We start from the raw sequence: 16,189 nt of genomic DNA, 5'->3' as shown, positions 1-16,189 counted from the left end.
CCCTAAAATTAATCCAAAAAATAAAGATTACGAAGTTTCGATTGCCTTCGTCGAAAGAAGTCAGTAGCAAAACGTTTTAATGGTTAAGCACTTAAACGGCTAAGTACTTTAATACTAAAAAGTTCGTGTTATGATGATAGTATGAAAAAGACACTTTAGCACTAAACAATAAAAATGTTTTAGTACTAAAGTGTCTCATGTCTACTTGCTATCTTCTTCTAATTTATCAACGTATGAACGGTAGGCTTCTTTAATTTCCGACTCAGTTAGATAGTTATCGAGAATTAAATCTTTCATTACGTCTTTCATATTTCGATCGTCTTGTGCGGCTTTCATTTTAACCATTCGATGAATCTCTTCAGGCAAGTATATCGAAACTTGTTTACCGCCTTTAAAATTTTTGTAATATGAAATTATATCTTCAGTTTTTCTAAGAATATTAATTTTCTTTTTAGTTCCATTTTGATTGGAAGTTTGTGGTTTTGAAGTAGGAAATAGTGTGTCGATATCATTTGTTTTAGCTATATTTTTGTCTTTAATAGATACACGTTTAGCCATTTTATACAACTCCTTCTGATACTATTTTCTGTAGAACTGTCACCGCAAGATTATAGTATGCAATGCCAGCTTTATTATTTGAATCAAATTCGTAAGCTGACATGTTAGCAACGCCAGCGTCGGAAACTACGATGCTTCTATCGATGATAGAAATAACTTCCGCTTTATCGTCAGATTTAACTTCCTCAATAATTTCGTCACTGTGGTTTGTATTAGTTGCCATAGTGACTACATAGCCAAGTTCCTTTAGATTAGGATTAATTGAATTTTTTACTTTATTGATTGTAGAAAAAAGCAACTCTATACTTACTAGAGCTTGGTATTCGGACTGAACAGGAATTAAGATGTAATCTGATGCACTAAGAGCATTTACAGTAAGCAGTCCTCTTGAAGGAGGGCAATCAATCAAAATGATATCAAATTTTGTCTCAAGGCTCTCTATGTTCTTCTTCAGAATAAGTTCTCTTAATGTAGCGTTAACTAGGTTAAGTTCGGCATCTGATAGACGCAAGGTTGTTGGGGAAATAAATAGATTATTCTTAATCTGATAAGTAATGTTCTCTAATGTTTCTTCCTCCAGCATTACTTGAGTCATTTCTGGTAGATTTTCATCGATGATATTTCTAAGATCAGTTTTTAGGTTAGTTATACTTGACTGTGCGTCTATGTCTACGATATCTGTTATAAGATCGAAACTAGCAAACAGTTCAGCCAGATTATCTACGGTAGCACTTTTCCCAACACCACCTTTTTGATTTGCAACAGAAATTACAATGGGACCACCTTTTTCAGCAACGAGATCTTTGACTTGCTTAACTAGCGAAATAATTTCTGCTGAATTCGATCGATTTTTTTTCATTTTCCTACCTCCTTAAGTTAAGTACTAAAGTGTTAAAATACTTGTATGCAATATAATAATACCACCTAGAAAGTTACGGGTCAATAGCACCTTTAGTATTTAAGTACTTTTAATTCGGCTATGTTTAGAATGTGATTTATCAGCAATTAAATGCAACTTTAAAACGTCATAGTACTTAAGTACTAAAAAAAAGGCATTAAAACACTTAAGTACTTAAGTGTTTTAATGCCTGATGTAATTGTTGGTATTAATAGGTTTGTGCGACAATAACTATATTAAATTATAAAAAATAAGAGTTTACAAGATGGAAAAAGTAAGATATGCTATGTTTGTATTTATAGAACTGAAAAAAAAAATAAAAAAAGAGACGGATAAAAAAGTGAATTGGGTCACTCTTTCATCTGAATCACATACAACAACTATGTGTTCTCGCTCGTCTCAGAAGTTATGTAAGTGGCTGACAACCACTTATGTAATTTTGATAAGTCTTTCGGACTGACAATCCGAACTTACAGACTTATTTTACCATTTTTTGACGAGCAACTCAATATATATACGCTTATTTTGTCATTCCTTTGAGACTTCTAAGCTATTGGGAGAACACAAATCTTTAAGATTATTTGTGTTCTCTTTTTGTTTAGGAAGGAATAACAGTCATGGCAGCTTCTTTGGATGTCGTATATTCAACGGTATTACAAAATGGTATCCGTAAATTTAAATATAAAAACAGCCACTTAAAACCGGTCTCTTTTAGTGATCAGTCGGGAAAGGGGGCTATTTTTGCGTACCGTTCAAAGGAACACATGATCGAGGGGATTGGACTAGTGATCACTTCAGAAGAAGGGGTGATCGAAAACAATAATCGATTCACTCATTGGACACCAAATGTATTTCGCTATGGAACGTATGCTGATGAAGCCAGAATGTTTACAAAAGGTCATTCTGAGGACAATTTGCGTCAAATCAATACTTTCTTTGTTGATTTTGACACATTGGATCCACACTTTGACTATGGAGAAATTATCTTGGCCAGTCACGAGATCGGCTTTATGCCGACAATGATTCTACGTACACCGCATGGATTTCAAGCTTTCTATGTACTAGACAAGCCTGCATACGTGACGAAGAAATCAAATTTTAAAGTGATCAATGTGGCCAAAATGATCTCAAAAAATCTAAGAAACAAATTTTCAAATGATTATCGGTTTCCAGTTGATGTAAATGCCAATCATTTTGGGATCACACGTATGCCTTCTGAAGAGAATGTTTTATTCTTTGAACCACAGTATCGTTATAGTTTCGAAGAATGGATCGACTGGTCAATGAGAGAAGATGCGGACAAAAAAGCGGAGATCAAGAACGTTTTTGTATTACCATCTACTCAAGAATTTCGTCAAGTCGATGAACCATGGTTCCAGCTGTTGCTAAAAAGTCAAAAAATACAAGGTGAAAAGGGCGTATATGGTCGAAATAATGTCATATTCACCTTGTCTTTGGCATACTTTTCGTCAGGATACGAGGTAGAAGCATGTGAATTGACGATGTTAGAATTCAATGACCGCTTGGCTAACCCTTTATCTGATCGAGAATTAACCAGAATCATTCGTTCCGCTTACTCCGGAAAATATCAAGCAGCGCACAGAGAAAAAATTGTCCTATTATGCCAAGAGTGGGTCGATGTCAATCTTTCTGAAGAGCAGCTATTCAACAAAAAACGGGGTTGGTGGAAGTTTAAGAAAGAGCGAGCAGTACGAAAGTATTCTCATAGTCATGAATGGGCAGAAGATCTACTGTCCTATTTGAATGAGCAATCCTATGAAGAACAACCATACATTATTTCTACAAAAAAAGAGTTAACTGAACGTTTAAAGATCCCAAAACGTTCCCTGGACAAAGTACTGAAGCAGTTAAGAGAAGAGAACAAAATTCATTTTCGTGTTCGTGCTGGTCGTAATGGGGGTATTATGCTAGCTTCGATACATGGATTGATGCGCTCCGTTATCCGGCTAAAAAAAGAAAGCCAGGGGGCTTATTTCGCTGCGATCTCAGAAGCTTTTGGAAAAGAATACACGTTTGTCCAGACAGCACTGAAACGCTTGATAGATCCCAATAAGATCGGCGTGCAAACAGATCTGTTCATGATCGATACAGGTTGAAATTAAAAGGTGCAAATTGCCTATTACATTATATCTATGATACGTTCCTTCTTTTCTCCGCTTTGCTTGCTGGTTTTAAGAAAGAGTAGTACTATTATCGCAAACGTAATAATATGGTGGGAGGTCTTTCTGACTATGAGTATCAATACCTTTGTATATCCCTACCCGATCAATGTGTTTATTATTTCGCGGTTAGGTCTGACAGTAGAGCAATTTTGTGAAATACATGGCTATAAGCAGAGTACTGTAGCAAGCTGGGTAACAAGAAACCGTACCGTAAAGACGTTGCCTTGTGATTTTTTGTATTGTCTAAGCCTTTCTTCAGGCTGGTCAATGGATGATGTTTATCGTCATTTATTGGTGTTGGAGGAGAGGTTTTTAAAGAGTATTGATCCTAAGAAGAAGAAAGAGCAGGTGGATTGATGCATGATTGAGGAGGAAATAGCTGAGCTTAATAGGATCAAAGAATGGGCTGTTCTTTTGAAAATCTATTATGGTATTCTGTTCTTTTCATTTGTTACAGTAGGCTTAGTTTCTCTTTTGTTGACTCTTTTATCGTTATGGACGAATATGATGCTATTTTTGTATTTACTTTTACTGTTTTTCTTAGGATTAGGGGGAGTAGGTACTGCCATTCTTGATGATTATAAGTGGTCATTGTTTAGTGGAATTTGTAGGAGAATGAAAAAAAGTGCATCAGCCGTAGAAAAAATTTTTCGACCAGTACAAATAAAAGCCGATTTTCTTTTTTTAGAAAGTCGGCTTTTAATAACGAAGCTAATTTAGTTGAAGTAGTTGCTCAATAATCGAAGAGCTGCCTGGTAAAAATAAAAGTAGACTACCTATGACTAACAAGATCCCTAAAACAAAACAGGCTATTACGAATTTGGTTGATCTAGATACTTCTTTATTTGAAACACTTATGATCAACAAAGTTATACCGACAGCTAACGTTAAAAAATACCAAAATCCCATTGTTATCGCCCACTTTCTTTGAATAGTTTTTACTTTCAAACTGTTTAATAAATTTTATCATAGACAAGAAGAAATAATCCTTGTACAAGAAAAATATATGTAAAGTTTAAACTTTCTTATACTATATAGGTTGAATTAAATATTTTACATCCGCACGCACAGTCGGTCAATCACTACCAAGCCAGGTAAAAGCAAAGGGGCTATTTTTGCGTATCGCTCAAAATCAAGCATGATTGGCGGACGTGGCGTTGTTCTGACTTCCGAAGAAGCGATTCACGAAAATAAAGATACATTTACGCATTGGACATCCAACGTTTATCGTTACGGAACATATGCAGACGAAAATCGCTCATATACTAAAGGGCATTCTGAAAATAATTTAAGACAAATCAATACATTCTTTATTGATTTTGATATTCACACGGCAAAAGAAACTATTTCAGCAAGCGATATTTTAACAACAGCTATTGATTTAGGTTTTATGCCTACTATGATTATCAAATCTGATAAAGGTTATCAAGCATATTTTGTTTTAGAAACTCCAGTCTATGTGACTTCAAAATCAGAATTTAAATCTGTCAAAGCAGCCAAAATAATCTCGCAAAATATCCGAGAATATTTTGGAAAGTCTTTGCCAGTTGATCTAACGTGCAATCATTTTGGGATTGCTCGCATACCAAGAACGGACAATGTAGAATTTTTTGATCCCAATTACCGTTATTCTTTCAAAGAATGGCAAGATTGGTCTTTCAAACAAACAGATAATAAGGGCTTTACTCGTTCAAGTCTAACGGTTTTAAGCGGTACAAAAGGCAAAAAACAAGTAGATGAACCCTGGTTTAATCTCTTATTGCACGAAACGAAATTTTTAGGAGAAAAGGGTTTAGTAGGGCGCAATAGCGTTATGTTTACCCTCTCTTTAGCTTACTTTAGTTCAGGCTATTCAATCGAAACGTGCGAATATAATATGTTTGAGTTTAATAATCGATTAGATCAACCTTTAGAAGAAAAAGAAGTAATGAAAATTGTTAGAAGTGCCTATTCAGAAAACTATCAAGGGGCTAATAGGGAATACATTACTATTCTTTGCAAAGCTTGGGTATCAAGTGATTTAACCAGTAAAGATTTATTTGTCCGTCAAGGGTGGTTTAAATTCAAGAAAAAAAAGCGAACGTCAACGTGTTCATTTGTCAGAATGGAAAGAAGATTTAATGGCTTATATTAGCGAAAAAAGCGATGTATACAAGCCTTATTTGGTAACGACTAAAAAAGAGATTAGAGAAGCGCTAGGCATTCCTGAGCGGACATTAGATAAATTGTTGAAGGTACTGAAAGCGAACCAGGAAATTTTCTTTAAGATTAAATCAGGAAGAAATGGTGGTATTCAATTTGCTAGTGTTAAATCATTGTTGCTATCGATCATTAAAGTAAAAAAAGAAGAAAAAGAAAGCTATATAAAGGCGCTGACAAATTCTTTTGACTTAGAGCATACATTCATTCAAGAGACTTTAAACAAGCTAGCAGAACGCCCTAAAACGGACACACAACTCGATTTGTTTAGCTATGATACAGGCTGAAAATAAAACCCGCACTATGCCATTACATTTATATCTATGATACGTGTTTGTTTTTTCTTTGCTGTTTAGTGAATGATTAGCAGAAATATACAGAGTAAGATTTTAATTAATTATTAGGGGGAGAAGGAGAGAGTAGCCCGAAAACTTTTAGTTGGCTTGGACTGAACGAAGTGAGGGAAAGGCTACTAAAACGTCGAGGGGCAGTGAGAGCGAAGCGAACACTTGATCTTTTAAGTTGCTATCATTTATAGGTCAATAGAGTATACTTATTTGTCCTAATATGGTTTTAGCAGTATAATTGACTTGATGAATAGGTCATTTAAGTTGGGCATAATAGGAGGAGTAAAATGAAAAAATTTATTTATCGAGTTTTAGAAAATGACGAAGTGGTGGCTATTTTTAATGAGCAACAATATGCGCAAGATTTTATCGCTTACGAAAAGACAATTTCTGATAAGCAATTTGAAATTGAAAAATTAGATATATCTGATTGGTTATTGCAACCGAGAGAATTTTAGAGGTTGGTTGAAAATGGCGAAAATTGGTTATGCACGTGTCAGTAGCAAAGAACAGAACTTAGATCGGCAATTACAAGCGTTACAGGGCGTTTCTAAGGTCTTTTCAGACAAATTAAGCGGTCAATCGGTCGAACGCCCACAATTACAAGCTATGCTTAACTATATTCGTGAAGGGGATATAGTTGTTGTTACTGAATTAGATCGATTAGGACGAAACAATAAAGAATTAACAGAATTGATGAATCAAATTCAAATTAAGGGGGCAACCCTGGAAGTCTTAAATTTACCCTCAATGAATGGTATTGAAGATGAAAATTTAAGGCGTTTGATTAATAGCCTTGTCATTGAATTGTACAAGTATCAAGCAGAATCAGAACGAAAAAAAATTAAGGAACGTCAGGCACAAGGAATCGAAATTGCTAAGAAAAAAGGCAAATTCAAAGGTCGGCAACTGAAATTTAAAGAAAATGATCCACGTTTACAACACGCTTTCGATTTGTTTTTGAATGGTTTATCCGATAAAGAAGTGGAAGAACAAACTGGAATCAATCGCCGAACGTTTAGAAGGTATCGAGCAAGATATAACGTGACCGTAGATCAAAGAAAAAACAATGAAAAGAGGGATAGTTAATGAGTACGGTTATTTTAGCTGAAAAACCAAGCCAGGCATTAGCCTACGCAAGTGCTTTAAAACAAAGCACCAAAAAAGACGGTTATTTTGAGATCAAAGACCCACTATTTACAGATGAAACGTTTATCACCTTTGGTTTTGGGCATTTAGTGGAATTAGCAGAACCAGGTCATTATGACGAAAAGTGGCAAAATTGGAAACTTGAATCGTTGCCGATTTTTCCTGATCGATACGATTTTGAAGTTGCAAAAGATAAGGGAAAGCAGTTTAAAATTGTTGCAGAACTTCTCAAAAAGGCAAATACAATTATTGTTGCAACAGATAGCGACAGAGAAGGTGAAAATATCGCCTGGTCGATTATCCATAAAGCAAATGCCTTTTCAAAAGATAAAACATTTAAAAGACTATGGATCAATAGCTTAGAAAAAGATGTGATCCGAAGCGGTTTTCAAAATTTGCAACCAGGAATGAATTACTATCCCTTTTATCAAGAAGCGCAAACACGCCAAATTGCCGATTGGTTGATCGGCATGAACGCAAGCCCTTTATATACCTTGAATTTACAACAAAAAGGCGTACAAGGTACATTTTCATTAGGACGTGTACAAACACCGACTTTATATCTCATTTATCAACGCCAGGAAGCAATAGAAAACTTTAAAAAAGAACCTTTTTTCGAGGTGGAAGCTAGTATAAAAGTAAACCAAGGGTCGTTTAAGGGCGTTCTAAGCCCCACACAGCGTTTTAAGAGCCAAGAGGAACTTTTATCCTTTGTTTCTTCTAAACAAGCTAAAATAGGCAATCAAGAGGGGATAATTGCTGATGTTCAAACCAAAGAGAAGAAAACGAATAGTCCGAGTTTGTTTTCTTTAAGTAGTTTGCAATCAAAAGTCAATCAGCTTTATAAAGCGACAGCGAGCCAAACTTTAAAAGCTATGCAAGGACTGTATGAAGCCAAATTATTGAGTTATCCAAGAACAGATACACCATTTATTACAGAGAACGAATTTGCTTATTTAAAAGCAAATTTTGGCAAATATAACGGTTTTTTAGGACTTGATCTTGAAATGGTTCAAACAGAGCCTAGAAAGCGTTATGTGGACAGTAGTAAGGTACAGGAACACCACGCCATTATCCCAACAAAACAAGTACCAAATGAATCAGCGTTAGCAAAAATGGACGAATTGCAACGAAAAATTTATGCTTTAGTCGTTAAAACGACCGTTGCCATGTTTCTACCTGATTATTTGTATGAAGAAACCAAGATACAAACCAAAGTAGCCGACTTACTTTTTCAATCAATAGGCAAGACACCAAAGCAAGAAGGTTGGAAAATTCTTTTCAAACAACAAACCAAAGAAGAAGAAGAGGACGTTCAAACGTTACCCTTGGTTATCATTGGAGAACATGCCGAGGTTGACGTTAAGAGTGCCGGAAAAGAAACACAACCGCCGAAAGCTTTTACAGAGGGTACATTATTAACTGCTATGAAAACCGCTAATAAAACGGTTGATGATGAAGAAGCAATCAAGATTTTACAAGAAGTCGAGGGAATCGGAACAGAAGCGACAAGAGCAAGTATTATTGAAGCGTTAAAACAAAAAGAATATATCCAAGTGATTAAGAATAAACTTGTTGTAACTGAAAAAGGAAAATTATTGTGCCAGGCAGTTGAAAGTCAGCACCTTTTAACGAGTGCTGAAATGACGGCTAAATGGGAAACGTATTTAAAAAAAATCGGTAAAAGAGAAGGCAATCAAGAGAACTTTATTACGAATATCAAAAAATTCATTGTTCATTTACTGGAAGCTGTACCTACCGATATAGAGAAATTAAGTTTTGCTGATTACCAGGAACAGAAAGAAAAAGAAGCAGAAAAAAGTATTGTAGGAAAATGTCCTAAGTGTGGCAACAATATTGTATTAAAAAAATCGTTTTATGGTTGTTCAAATTATCCTGAATGTAAGTTTACTTTAGCTGAACATTTTAGAAAGAAAAAACTAACCAAAACAAATGTAAAAGAATTACTAGAGGGAAAAGAAACCCTAGTAAAAGGAATCAAAACGAAAGATAAAAAGTCCTACAATGCCGTTGTAAAAATTGAGGAAAAGGGATATATTGATTTTATCTCTTTTTCAAAATAAGCATAAAAGCCCTTTAAACAGGGCTTTTATATATTAATCACAAATCACAAATCACAAGTGATTTGTGATTTGTGATTCTTAGTGATACAATAGACATATCAAAACAAAAGAGAATGGGGCGTTGTTATGACGCAAGAAGAATTCAAAATATTAGAAGATTTAAGACATATTCTAAACAGTAAAAATGAAGCAATTGTTATCTTAAACAATTATTTTAAAGGCGGTGTTGGAAAGTCTAAATTATCTACTATGTTTGCTTACTTGACAGACAAATTGAATTTAAAAGTTTTAATGATCGATAAGGACTTACAAGCAACATTGACAAAAGACTTAGCAAAAACTTTTGAGGTAGAATTGCCACGTGTCAATTTTTATGAAGGCTTGAAAAATGGAAACTTGGCTTCTTCTATTATTCATTTGACTGATAATTTAGACTTGATCCCTGGCACGTTTGATTTGATGTTACTGCCAAAATTAACTCGCTCATGGACGTTTGAAAATGAAAGTAAATTGCTTGCTACTCTGTTGGAACCTTTAAAAAGTGACTATGATCTCATTATTATTGATACTGTACCAACGCCAAGCGTTTATACAAATAATGCAATCGTGGCAAGTGATTACGTCATGATCCCTTTACAAGCAGAAGAAGAAAGTACAAACAACATTCAAAACTATATTTCCTATTTGATTGATTTACAAGAACAGTTTAACCCTGGACTAGATATGATTGGTTTTGTTCCTTATTTAGTTGATGCGGACAGCGCAACGATAAAATCAAACCTGGAAGAACTGTACAAAGAACATGAAGAAGATAATTTGGTTTTCCAAAATATTATCAAGCGAAGTAATAAAGTAAGTACCTGGTCTAAGAACGGCATTACAGAACATAAAGGCTATGACAAAAAAGTTTTATCTATGTATGAGAATGTATTTTTTGAAATGGTTGAGCGAATCATTCAGTTAGAAAATGAAAAAGAATAGAATCACAAATCACAAGTGATTAATCACAAATCACTTGTGATTTGTGATTGTTGATGATAAAATAAGAATAAGAAGAAATAGAAAGAAGTGAGTGATTGTGGGAAACTTAGGCGCACAGAAAGCAAAACGAAATGATACGCCAATCAGCGCAAAAAAAGATATAATGGGGGATAAGACGGTCCGTGTTCGTGCTGACTTACACCATATCATAAAAATCGAAACAGCAAAGAATGGCGGAAACGTAAAAGAAGTTATGGATCAAGCCTTAGAAGAATATATACGGAAATATTTACCTGATAAACTTTAAAAAGGAGTGAAAATGAAATGGCAGTTACGTATGAAAAAACTTTTGAAATAGAGATCATTAACGAATTATCGGCAAGCGTTTATAATCGAGTATTAAACTATGTTTTGAATCATGAATTAAATAAAAATGACTCTCAATTATTGGAAGTCAATTTATTAAACCAATTAAAGCTTGCAAAACGTGTAAATCTTTTTGATTATTCTTTAGAAGAATTACAAGCCGTTCATGAGTATTGGCGGTCAATGAATCGTTACTCAAAACAAGTTTTGAATAAAGAGAAAGTGGCTTAATATGGCAAATATAGTCAATTTTACTGACAAACAATTTGAGAATCGCTTAAATGATAATTTAGAAGAATTGATTCAAGGAAAAAAAGCGGTTGAATCGCCAACCGCTTTTTTACTTGGTGGGCAACCAGGGTCAGGGAAAACCAGTTTGCGATCAGCAATTTTTGAAGAAACACAAGGGAATGTTATTGTCATTGATAATGATACCTTTAAACAACAGCACCCTAATTTTGATGAACTAGTGAAGCTTTATGAAAAAGACGTAGTAAAACACGTTACCCCTTATTCTAATCGCATGACAGAAGCGATCATAAGCCGTTTGAGCGATCAAGGGTATAATTTGGTGATCGAAGGTACAGGACGAACAACAGACGTTCCTATTCAAACCGCAACAATGCTTCAAGCCAAAGGTTATGAAACAAAAATGTATGTCATGGCAGTACCTAAAATCAACTCATATTTAGGAACAATTGAACGATATGAAACCATGTATGCAGATGATCCAATGACAGCCAGGGCAACACCAAAACAAGCGCATGATATTGTTGTCAAAAACTTACCGACCAATTTAGAAACCCTTCATAAAACGGGCTTATTTAGCGATATAAGGCTTTACAATAGAGAAGGAGTGAAACTCTATTCAAGCTTAGAAACGCCTTCCATTAGTCCGAAAGAGACCTTAGAAAGAGAATTAAATCGTAAAGTATCAAGGAAAGAAATTCAACCGACTTTGGAGAGAATAGAGCAAAAAATGGTTCAAAATCAACACCAAGAAACCCCTGAATTTAAAGCAATTCAACAAAAAATGGAAAGCTTGCAGCTCCCTACACCACCAATACCCAAAACACCTAAACTTCCAGGACTTTAAACCTTAAAAAAGGAAAAGAGTAGTTACCAAAAAACGGTAACTACTCTTTTTTTATAAAAACATTTCCTCATGTTTTAAAAGCTGATCGAGAAATAAAGAACACAACGGTATTCTTTCTTTTTTCAGTTGGTACATTTTGCAGTCTGTAACGTGTCATTTACTGTTTGTTACCTTAACATATCCAGTCGAAAACACAAGGGTATATAAACGAGCAAGCTCGCCCTTGTGTTTTCTTTGTGTCTATGTTGCGTACTCGTCACAGCAAACGACACGAACACACTGGCGAAAATGAACCAACAAAACGAAAAAAGGAAGGAGCGTACACTGTAATTTATTTCTAGCTTTTAAAACATGAGGAAAACAGCTTCACTTCCTCAAACGCCTAACAAAAATGGTTGTCAAAAAACTAAAAATCAAAAAAAGAAAAGAGGAAAAGAAAATGGAAAAAACAAAAAAATTACAATTAGAAGATTTTACAGAAAATGGGTTTTATGGAACACAAGAACAGCAATATCTAAAAGCTCAAGTAAGAGAAGAGCTAAAAGAGCAAGGCTTTATCATAGATAGCAGTTTTGAGGGCGATTTTAAAACATGGATAGGTGTATACGCAAGACCAAAAGATAAACCGACCTACTTAGACCCTCAAAACGATAAAGAAGCAGAAGAACAAGAGCAATATTCTATTAATGGCTTTAAACAAGATTTTAGCGAATGGTTTGAGTGGGAAATAAAAAATTTGAAAATTAAAGAAATGTAAAAAAAAAAGCCTAGCAAAAAAAGCTAGGTTTTTCTTTTGGGTAAAACACCAAAAAGAAAAACCTAAGAAGGATAAAATAAGTTGTTCCACTTGCGGTGCAGTTGCTCCTCGTTACAAACCCAACTTATTTCTTTGCAAAGATATTTGTATTTGACTAACACCTTTCCTCGAATGGTAAAAGCTAAGGCTTGTAAGTTTATCAGAAAGGAAGTTTTAAAGTGGATATTAAAATAAAAAAAATAAATTTTGAAGGTAATATTTTAAAAGTTATAAAAGCGACAGTAACAGAAATGAGAGGAATAAATAATCATCAAAAATATGATTTTGATTTATATCAAATAGAAGCACGTTCGCCAATGTCAACAAGAGAAATAACTTTAACAGTTGATTTTATAGAAAAAAAAGTATCAGGTGATATTATCGCTTTTGGTGATTGGTACGATTTGGATATAGAATCAGTAAATGAAATATTAAAGCAATTAAAAAAGGAAGAACAAATATTAAGAACAATCAATTTTATTTAAAAAAGTATCAAAAAAAGGAAAATTATTTTCCCTTTTTTTGATACTTTTTAGGTTTATTTGCTTTAATATACTCAGAAAAAATTTTTAAAAATTCTTCTGTTTCTTCTACATTTAAATAGTCAATTTCAAAATACTTTTCTAACAAAGCACCTTTTTCAATTAGACGCTTTGTTCTTCTTTTTCTGTTAATATTTTGCTCGCTATTCGCTCGCAAAATATTTTTTTGAATTTTTAGTTTTTCTATTCTTTTGTTGATGTCATTTAAATCATTATTTACCATAACTATTTAAGTAATTCAGAAAAATTTTGACTATTCGCATTTAATAAAGTTTCTAATTCGTCATAGAATAATTCTTTGTTTTCTTCAATCGATTCAATAGAAATATCATTTTTTGAAAGAGTAGAAAGGACAAAATCACCAATATCTGCTTTTGATTTTAGAATTAATTCTTCTTTTTTCTTTTGTAATTCTTTAATTTGAAGTTCAATATCAGAAACAGTTTTTTTCTTTCTCTTTTTTGGTTTTGTTTTTGGAATGATTTGTTCATTTTCTGTCTTTATGTTTTGATCTTGGTTTTCCATAAAATATCCCTCCTAATATATTGTGTAAATCTATCATATTATATTATTTTTATAAAATCAATAAATATAAATGGGAATGTCAGTATAAACATACTTACTTTTATAATGATAAGTGGTAAAATTAATTTATTAAGGATCCCTTAGATGATTTACTAAGGGCGCACTTATACGCAGCAACTTCGTTCCTTCGTATTTATGCTATAAAACTTAACTGTTAGTTAGTTTTATCGTCAAGCGTGTTTGTTAAAATTCGCTACGCTCATGTTTGAAAAGAAAGAGAGTTGATACAATTGGCAATCTTCCATTTATCTATGACAATAGCAAAAAGAGAAGGCGGAAAAAGAAGTTTAATTGCAATGGCTTCTTATCGAAGCGGTGAAAAATTATATAGTGAACTATATGAAAAAACTAATCTATACAACCATAGAACTGTTAAACCAGAAGCTTTTATTTCAAAACCTGATTATGTACCTAATGAGTTTTTAGATAGACAGACATTATGGAACAAAATGGAATTAGCAGAAAAAAGTCCAAACGCTCAACTTTGTCGAGAGTTAAATGTAGCATTGCCAATTGAATTAAATAATTCAGACCAAAGAATGTTGATTGAAGATTTTATTAAAGATAATTTTGTAAGTGAAGGAATGATTGCAGACGTTGCCATTCATAGAGATGATGAAAACAATCCTCATGCTCACATTATGCTAACAATGAGAGAAGTAGATAGTGAAGGTAATATCTTAAACAAAAGTCATAGAATACCTAAACTAGATGAAAATGGCAATCAGATTTTTAATGAAAAGGGGCAAAGAGTAACCGTTTCAATTAAAACAAATGATTGGGATAGAAAATCTCTTGTTTCTGAAATTCGTAAAGATTGGGCAGACAAAGTTAATAAATATCTAAAAGATAGAAATATCGATCAACAAATAACAGAAAGATCTCATGCGGAACTTGGAAAAAAAGAACTACCAACAATTCACGAAGGGTTTTACTCAAAAAAATTAGAAGAAAAAGGAGTTATAAGTGAGTTAAAAAGAAAAAATTTAGAGATTCAAAGTTACAATGATATTCTAGCCGAACTTGATAAACTTGAAAGTCAAGAAAAAGTCTTAAAACAAGACCAAAACTTCACTTTAAAATTTGAAAAAACTTTCTCACCTTTAGAAAAAGGAGAACTGAAAAATCTTTCAAAAGAATTGAAATTATTTATTAATGATGAAAACATTGATAAACGATTAGGTGAATTAAAACGATGGGAAAATTCACTTATCTTTAATAATAAAATGGAAATTCAAAAACAACGTTTGATGTTAAGTAAAATTAGTAGCGAACGAGATATGCTTACAAAGGCAAATGAAATTTTAGAAAAACAAGCAGAAAGATTCTTCAAAAAATCTTATCCAAGTTTGAATATTGACAAATTTTCAAATTACGAAGTTAGAGCAATGGTTAATGAAACCATATTTAGAAAACAGTTATTGAATAAAGACCAGTTAGCAGAGGTCATTTACAATGAAAGAGTAGTAGAAAAAGAAGAAAGTAAAAAGATTTTTAAAGAAAAACCATTTCAAACTAGCCGTTATCTTGATTCAAAAATTAAACAAGTTGAAGATAGTATAACAAAAGAAAATAACCCTGAAAGAAAAGAAATTTTATCAATTAAAAAAGAAAAACTAATAGGAATAAAACAAGGATTGATAGAATATGTTCAATCAGAAGTTGAAAGAAAATTTGATAAAAATGTTTCAATAGATTCAGTCATAGAAGGTGAAATGCTACTTGCAAAAGCTGACTATTACAAAACAACTGATTTTTCTAAAGTCGAAGGAGTTGCTAGATTCAGCAGTGAGGAAATTAATTCCATGTTGGAACAATCAAAAGGCTTCTTAACTAACATTCAGACGGTGAAAATTCCTAATGATTGTCAAGGTGTATTTTTTGTTCAAGATAGCATGAAACATATTGATGAACTAAGCCCATTAGCAAAACACAATCTGAAAAAGGTCGTTAATCGCAATGCTTATTTACCTGATTCTGATAAAATTGAATTAAGTAAGGAAATTGAAAATACTAATAAAGATCAATCCCAAGAATTGGAAAAAAATGAACCTGAAAAAAATGAAGCATCTGTAAAAATGTTCCAATTTGCAAAATCAATTAATCGATTGTTGAGTGGTAACCAACCACAGAAAAAACGAAACTTAGACAAATTGATTAAGCAAACAAAAGCAAAAGAAAATCAATCATTACAAAGGAATATTCCTTTGCGATAAAATAAAAACAAGAGGTGTATAAAATGAAAAAAATTATCAAAAATACAAAGTTTAAGCTTGAAAGTGCGGTTATTGCATTAGGTACATTATTTATTACTGATCCAGTGTTTGCAGCTACTGATCCACAAGCAAAATTAGTTCAAGCAGGTAACACTATAAATGGGTTGTCTCTTAAGAATTTACGATTCA

19 protein-coding genes are annotated in these 16,189 nt (G+C 33.1%); 15 read left to right on the top strand and 4 right to left on the bottom strand.

Annotated features, from left to right (window positions below; all coding sequences use genetic code 11):
* Positions 1-201: 201 nt before the first annotated feature.
* Positions 202-558 carry a hypothetical protein gene (locus RV17_RS12405; protein ID WP_071869371.1) on the bottom strand — a complete coding sequence of 119 codons (357 nt, stop codon included), beginning with the start codon at positions 556-558 and terminating at the stop codon, positions 202-204.
* Between the two features lies 1 nt (position 559).
* On the bottom strand, positions 560-1,417 hold the full coding sequence (locus RV17_RS12400; protein ID WP_005230883.1) for a ParA family protein: 858 nt from the start codon (positions 1,415-1,417) through the stop codon (positions 560-562).
* Between the two features lie 656 nt (positions 1,418-2,073).
* Here RV17_RS12400 and RV17_RS12390 point away from each other — a divergent pair.
* The 14 genes from RV17_RS12390 (at position 2,074) to RV17_RS12335 (ending at position 13,142) form a co-directional block, all read left to right on the top strand.
* On the top strand, positions 2,074-3,573 hold the full coding sequence (locus tag RV17_RS12390; protein ID WP_071869370.1) for a primase C-terminal domain-containing protein: 1,500 nt from the start codon (positions 2,074-2,076) through the stop codon (positions 3,571-3,573).
* 135 nt (positions 3,574-3,708) lie between these two features.
* Positions 3,709-3,996 (top strand): type III secretion system protein PrgN, encoded by a 288-nt coding sequence (locus tag RV17_RS12385; RefSeq protein ID WP_071869369.1) that lies wholly within the window; start codon positions 3,709-3,711, stop codon positions 3,994-3,996.
* Between the two features lie 3 nt (positions 3,997-3,999).
* Positions 4,000-4,359 carry a hypothetical protein gene (locus RV17_RS12380; RefSeq protein ID WP_249024368.1) on the top strand — a complete coding sequence of 120 codons (360 nt, stop codon included), beginning with the start codon at positions 4,000-4,002 and terminating at the stop codon, positions 4,357-4,359.
* Positions 4,360-4,777: 418 nt separating this feature from the next.
* Positions 4,778-5,773, top strand: a complete 996-nt coding sequence (locus RV17_RS12375; RefSeq protein WP_249024367.1) for a primase C-terminal domain-containing protein — start codon at positions 4,778-4,780, stop codon at positions 5,771-5,773.
* On the top strand, positions 5,736-6,125 hold the full coding sequence (locus RV17_RS13715) for a hypothetical protein (protein WP_249024366.1): 390 nt from the start codon (positions 5,736-5,738) through the stop codon (positions 6,123-6,125). Before RV17_RS12375 ends, RV17_RS13715 begins: the two co-directional genes overlap by 38 nt.
* Before the next feature lie 347 nt (positions 6,126-6,472).
* The gene (locus RV17_RS13515; RefSeq protein WP_169819343.1) at positions 6,473-6,643 is read left to right on the top strand and encodes a hypothetical protein; all 171 of its coding nucleotides are present in this window, start codon (positions 6,473-6,475) and stop codon (positions 6,641-6,643) included.
* A 13-nt stretch (positions 6,644-6,656) separates the two neighbouring features.
* Positions 6,657-7,274: a recombinase family protein gene (locus RV17_RS12370; protein ID WP_071869368.1), complete on the top strand. Its 618-nt coding sequence runs from the start codon at positions 6,657-6,659 to the stop codon at positions 7,272-7,274.
* Positions 7,274-9,418: a type IA DNA topoisomerase gene (locus tag RV17_RS12365; protein ID WP_071869367.1), complete on the top strand. Its 2,145-nt coding sequence runs from the start codon at positions 7,274-7,276 to the stop codon at positions 9,416-9,418. Before RV17_RS12370 ends, RV17_RS12365 begins: the two co-directional genes overlap by 1 nt.
* Before the next feature lie 126 nt (positions 9,419-9,544).
* Complete coding sequence (locus tag RV17_RS12360) at positions 9,545-10,399, top strand: ParA family protein (RefSeq protein WP_071869366.1); 855 nt, start codon at positions 9,545-9,547, stop codon at positions 10,397-10,399.
* Positions 10,400-10,490: 91 nt separating this feature from the next.
* Positions 10,491-10,706: a peptide-binding protein gene (locus RV17_RS12355; RefSeq protein WP_001835296.1), complete on the top strand. Its 216-nt coding sequence runs from the start codon at positions 10,491-10,493 to the stop codon at positions 10,704-10,706.
* A gap of 17 nt (positions 10,707-10,723) precedes the next feature.
* Positions 10,724-10,996, top strand: a complete 273-nt coding sequence (locus RV17_RS12350) for an antitoxin (protein ID WP_000301765.1) — start codon at positions 10,724-10,726, stop codon at positions 10,994-10,996.
* A gap of 1 nt (position 10,997) precedes the next feature.
* Positions 10,998-11,861, top strand: a complete 864-nt coding sequence (locus RV17_RS12345; RefSeq protein ID WP_071869365.1) for a zeta toxin family protein — start codon at positions 10,998-11,000, stop codon at positions 11,859-11,861.
* A 439-nt stretch (positions 11,862-12,300) separates the two neighbouring features.
* Positions 12,301-12,618 carry a hypothetical protein gene (locus RV17_RS12340; RefSeq protein WP_002326830.1) on the top strand — a complete coding sequence of 106 codons (318 nt, stop codon included), beginning with the start codon at positions 12,301-12,303 and terminating at the stop codon, positions 12,616-12,618.
* A 218-nt stretch (positions 12,619-12,836) separates the two neighbouring features.
* Positions 12,837-13,142, top strand: coding sequence for a hypothetical protein (locus RV17_RS12335; RefSeq protein WP_071869364.1), 306 nt, complete (start codon positions 12,837-12,839; stop codon positions 13,140-13,142).
* Between the two features lie 22 nt (positions 13,143-13,164).
* On the opposite strand, the gene RV17_RS12330 is transcribed toward RV17_RS12335, so the two are convergent.
* Both RV17_RS12330 and RV17_RS12325 read right to left on the bottom strand, forming a co-directional pair.
* Positions 13,165-13,422 carry a hypothetical protein gene (locus RV17_RS12330; RefSeq protein WP_071869363.1) on the bottom strand — a complete coding sequence of 86 codons (258 nt, stop codon included), beginning with the start codon at positions 13,420-13,422 and terminating at the stop codon, positions 13,165-13,167.
* 2 nt (positions 13,423-13,424) lie between these two features.
* Positions 13,425-13,724, bottom strand: coding sequence for a hypothetical protein (locus tag RV17_RS12325; protein ID WP_002325624.1), 300 nt, complete (start codon positions 13,722-13,724; stop codon positions 13,425-13,427).
* Between the two features lie 290 nt (positions 13,725-14,014).
* Between RV17_RS12325 and mobQ the strand changes: the two genes are divergently transcribed.
* Complete coding sequence (gene mobQ / locus RV17_RS12320) at positions 14,015-16,000, top strand: MobQ family relaxase (protein ID WP_071869362.1); 1,986 nt, start codon at positions 14,015-14,017, stop codon at positions 15,998-16,000.
* The last annotated feature ends 189 nt before the right edge of the window (positions 16,001-16,189 follow it).

Source organism: Enterococcus thailandicus (assembly GCF_001886265.1).
Lineage (GTDB): Bacteria > Bacillota > Bacilli > Lactobacillales > Enterococcaceae > Enterococcus_B > Enterococcus_B thailandicus.
This window is presented reverse-complemented; position numbering and strand designations above follow the sequence as displayed.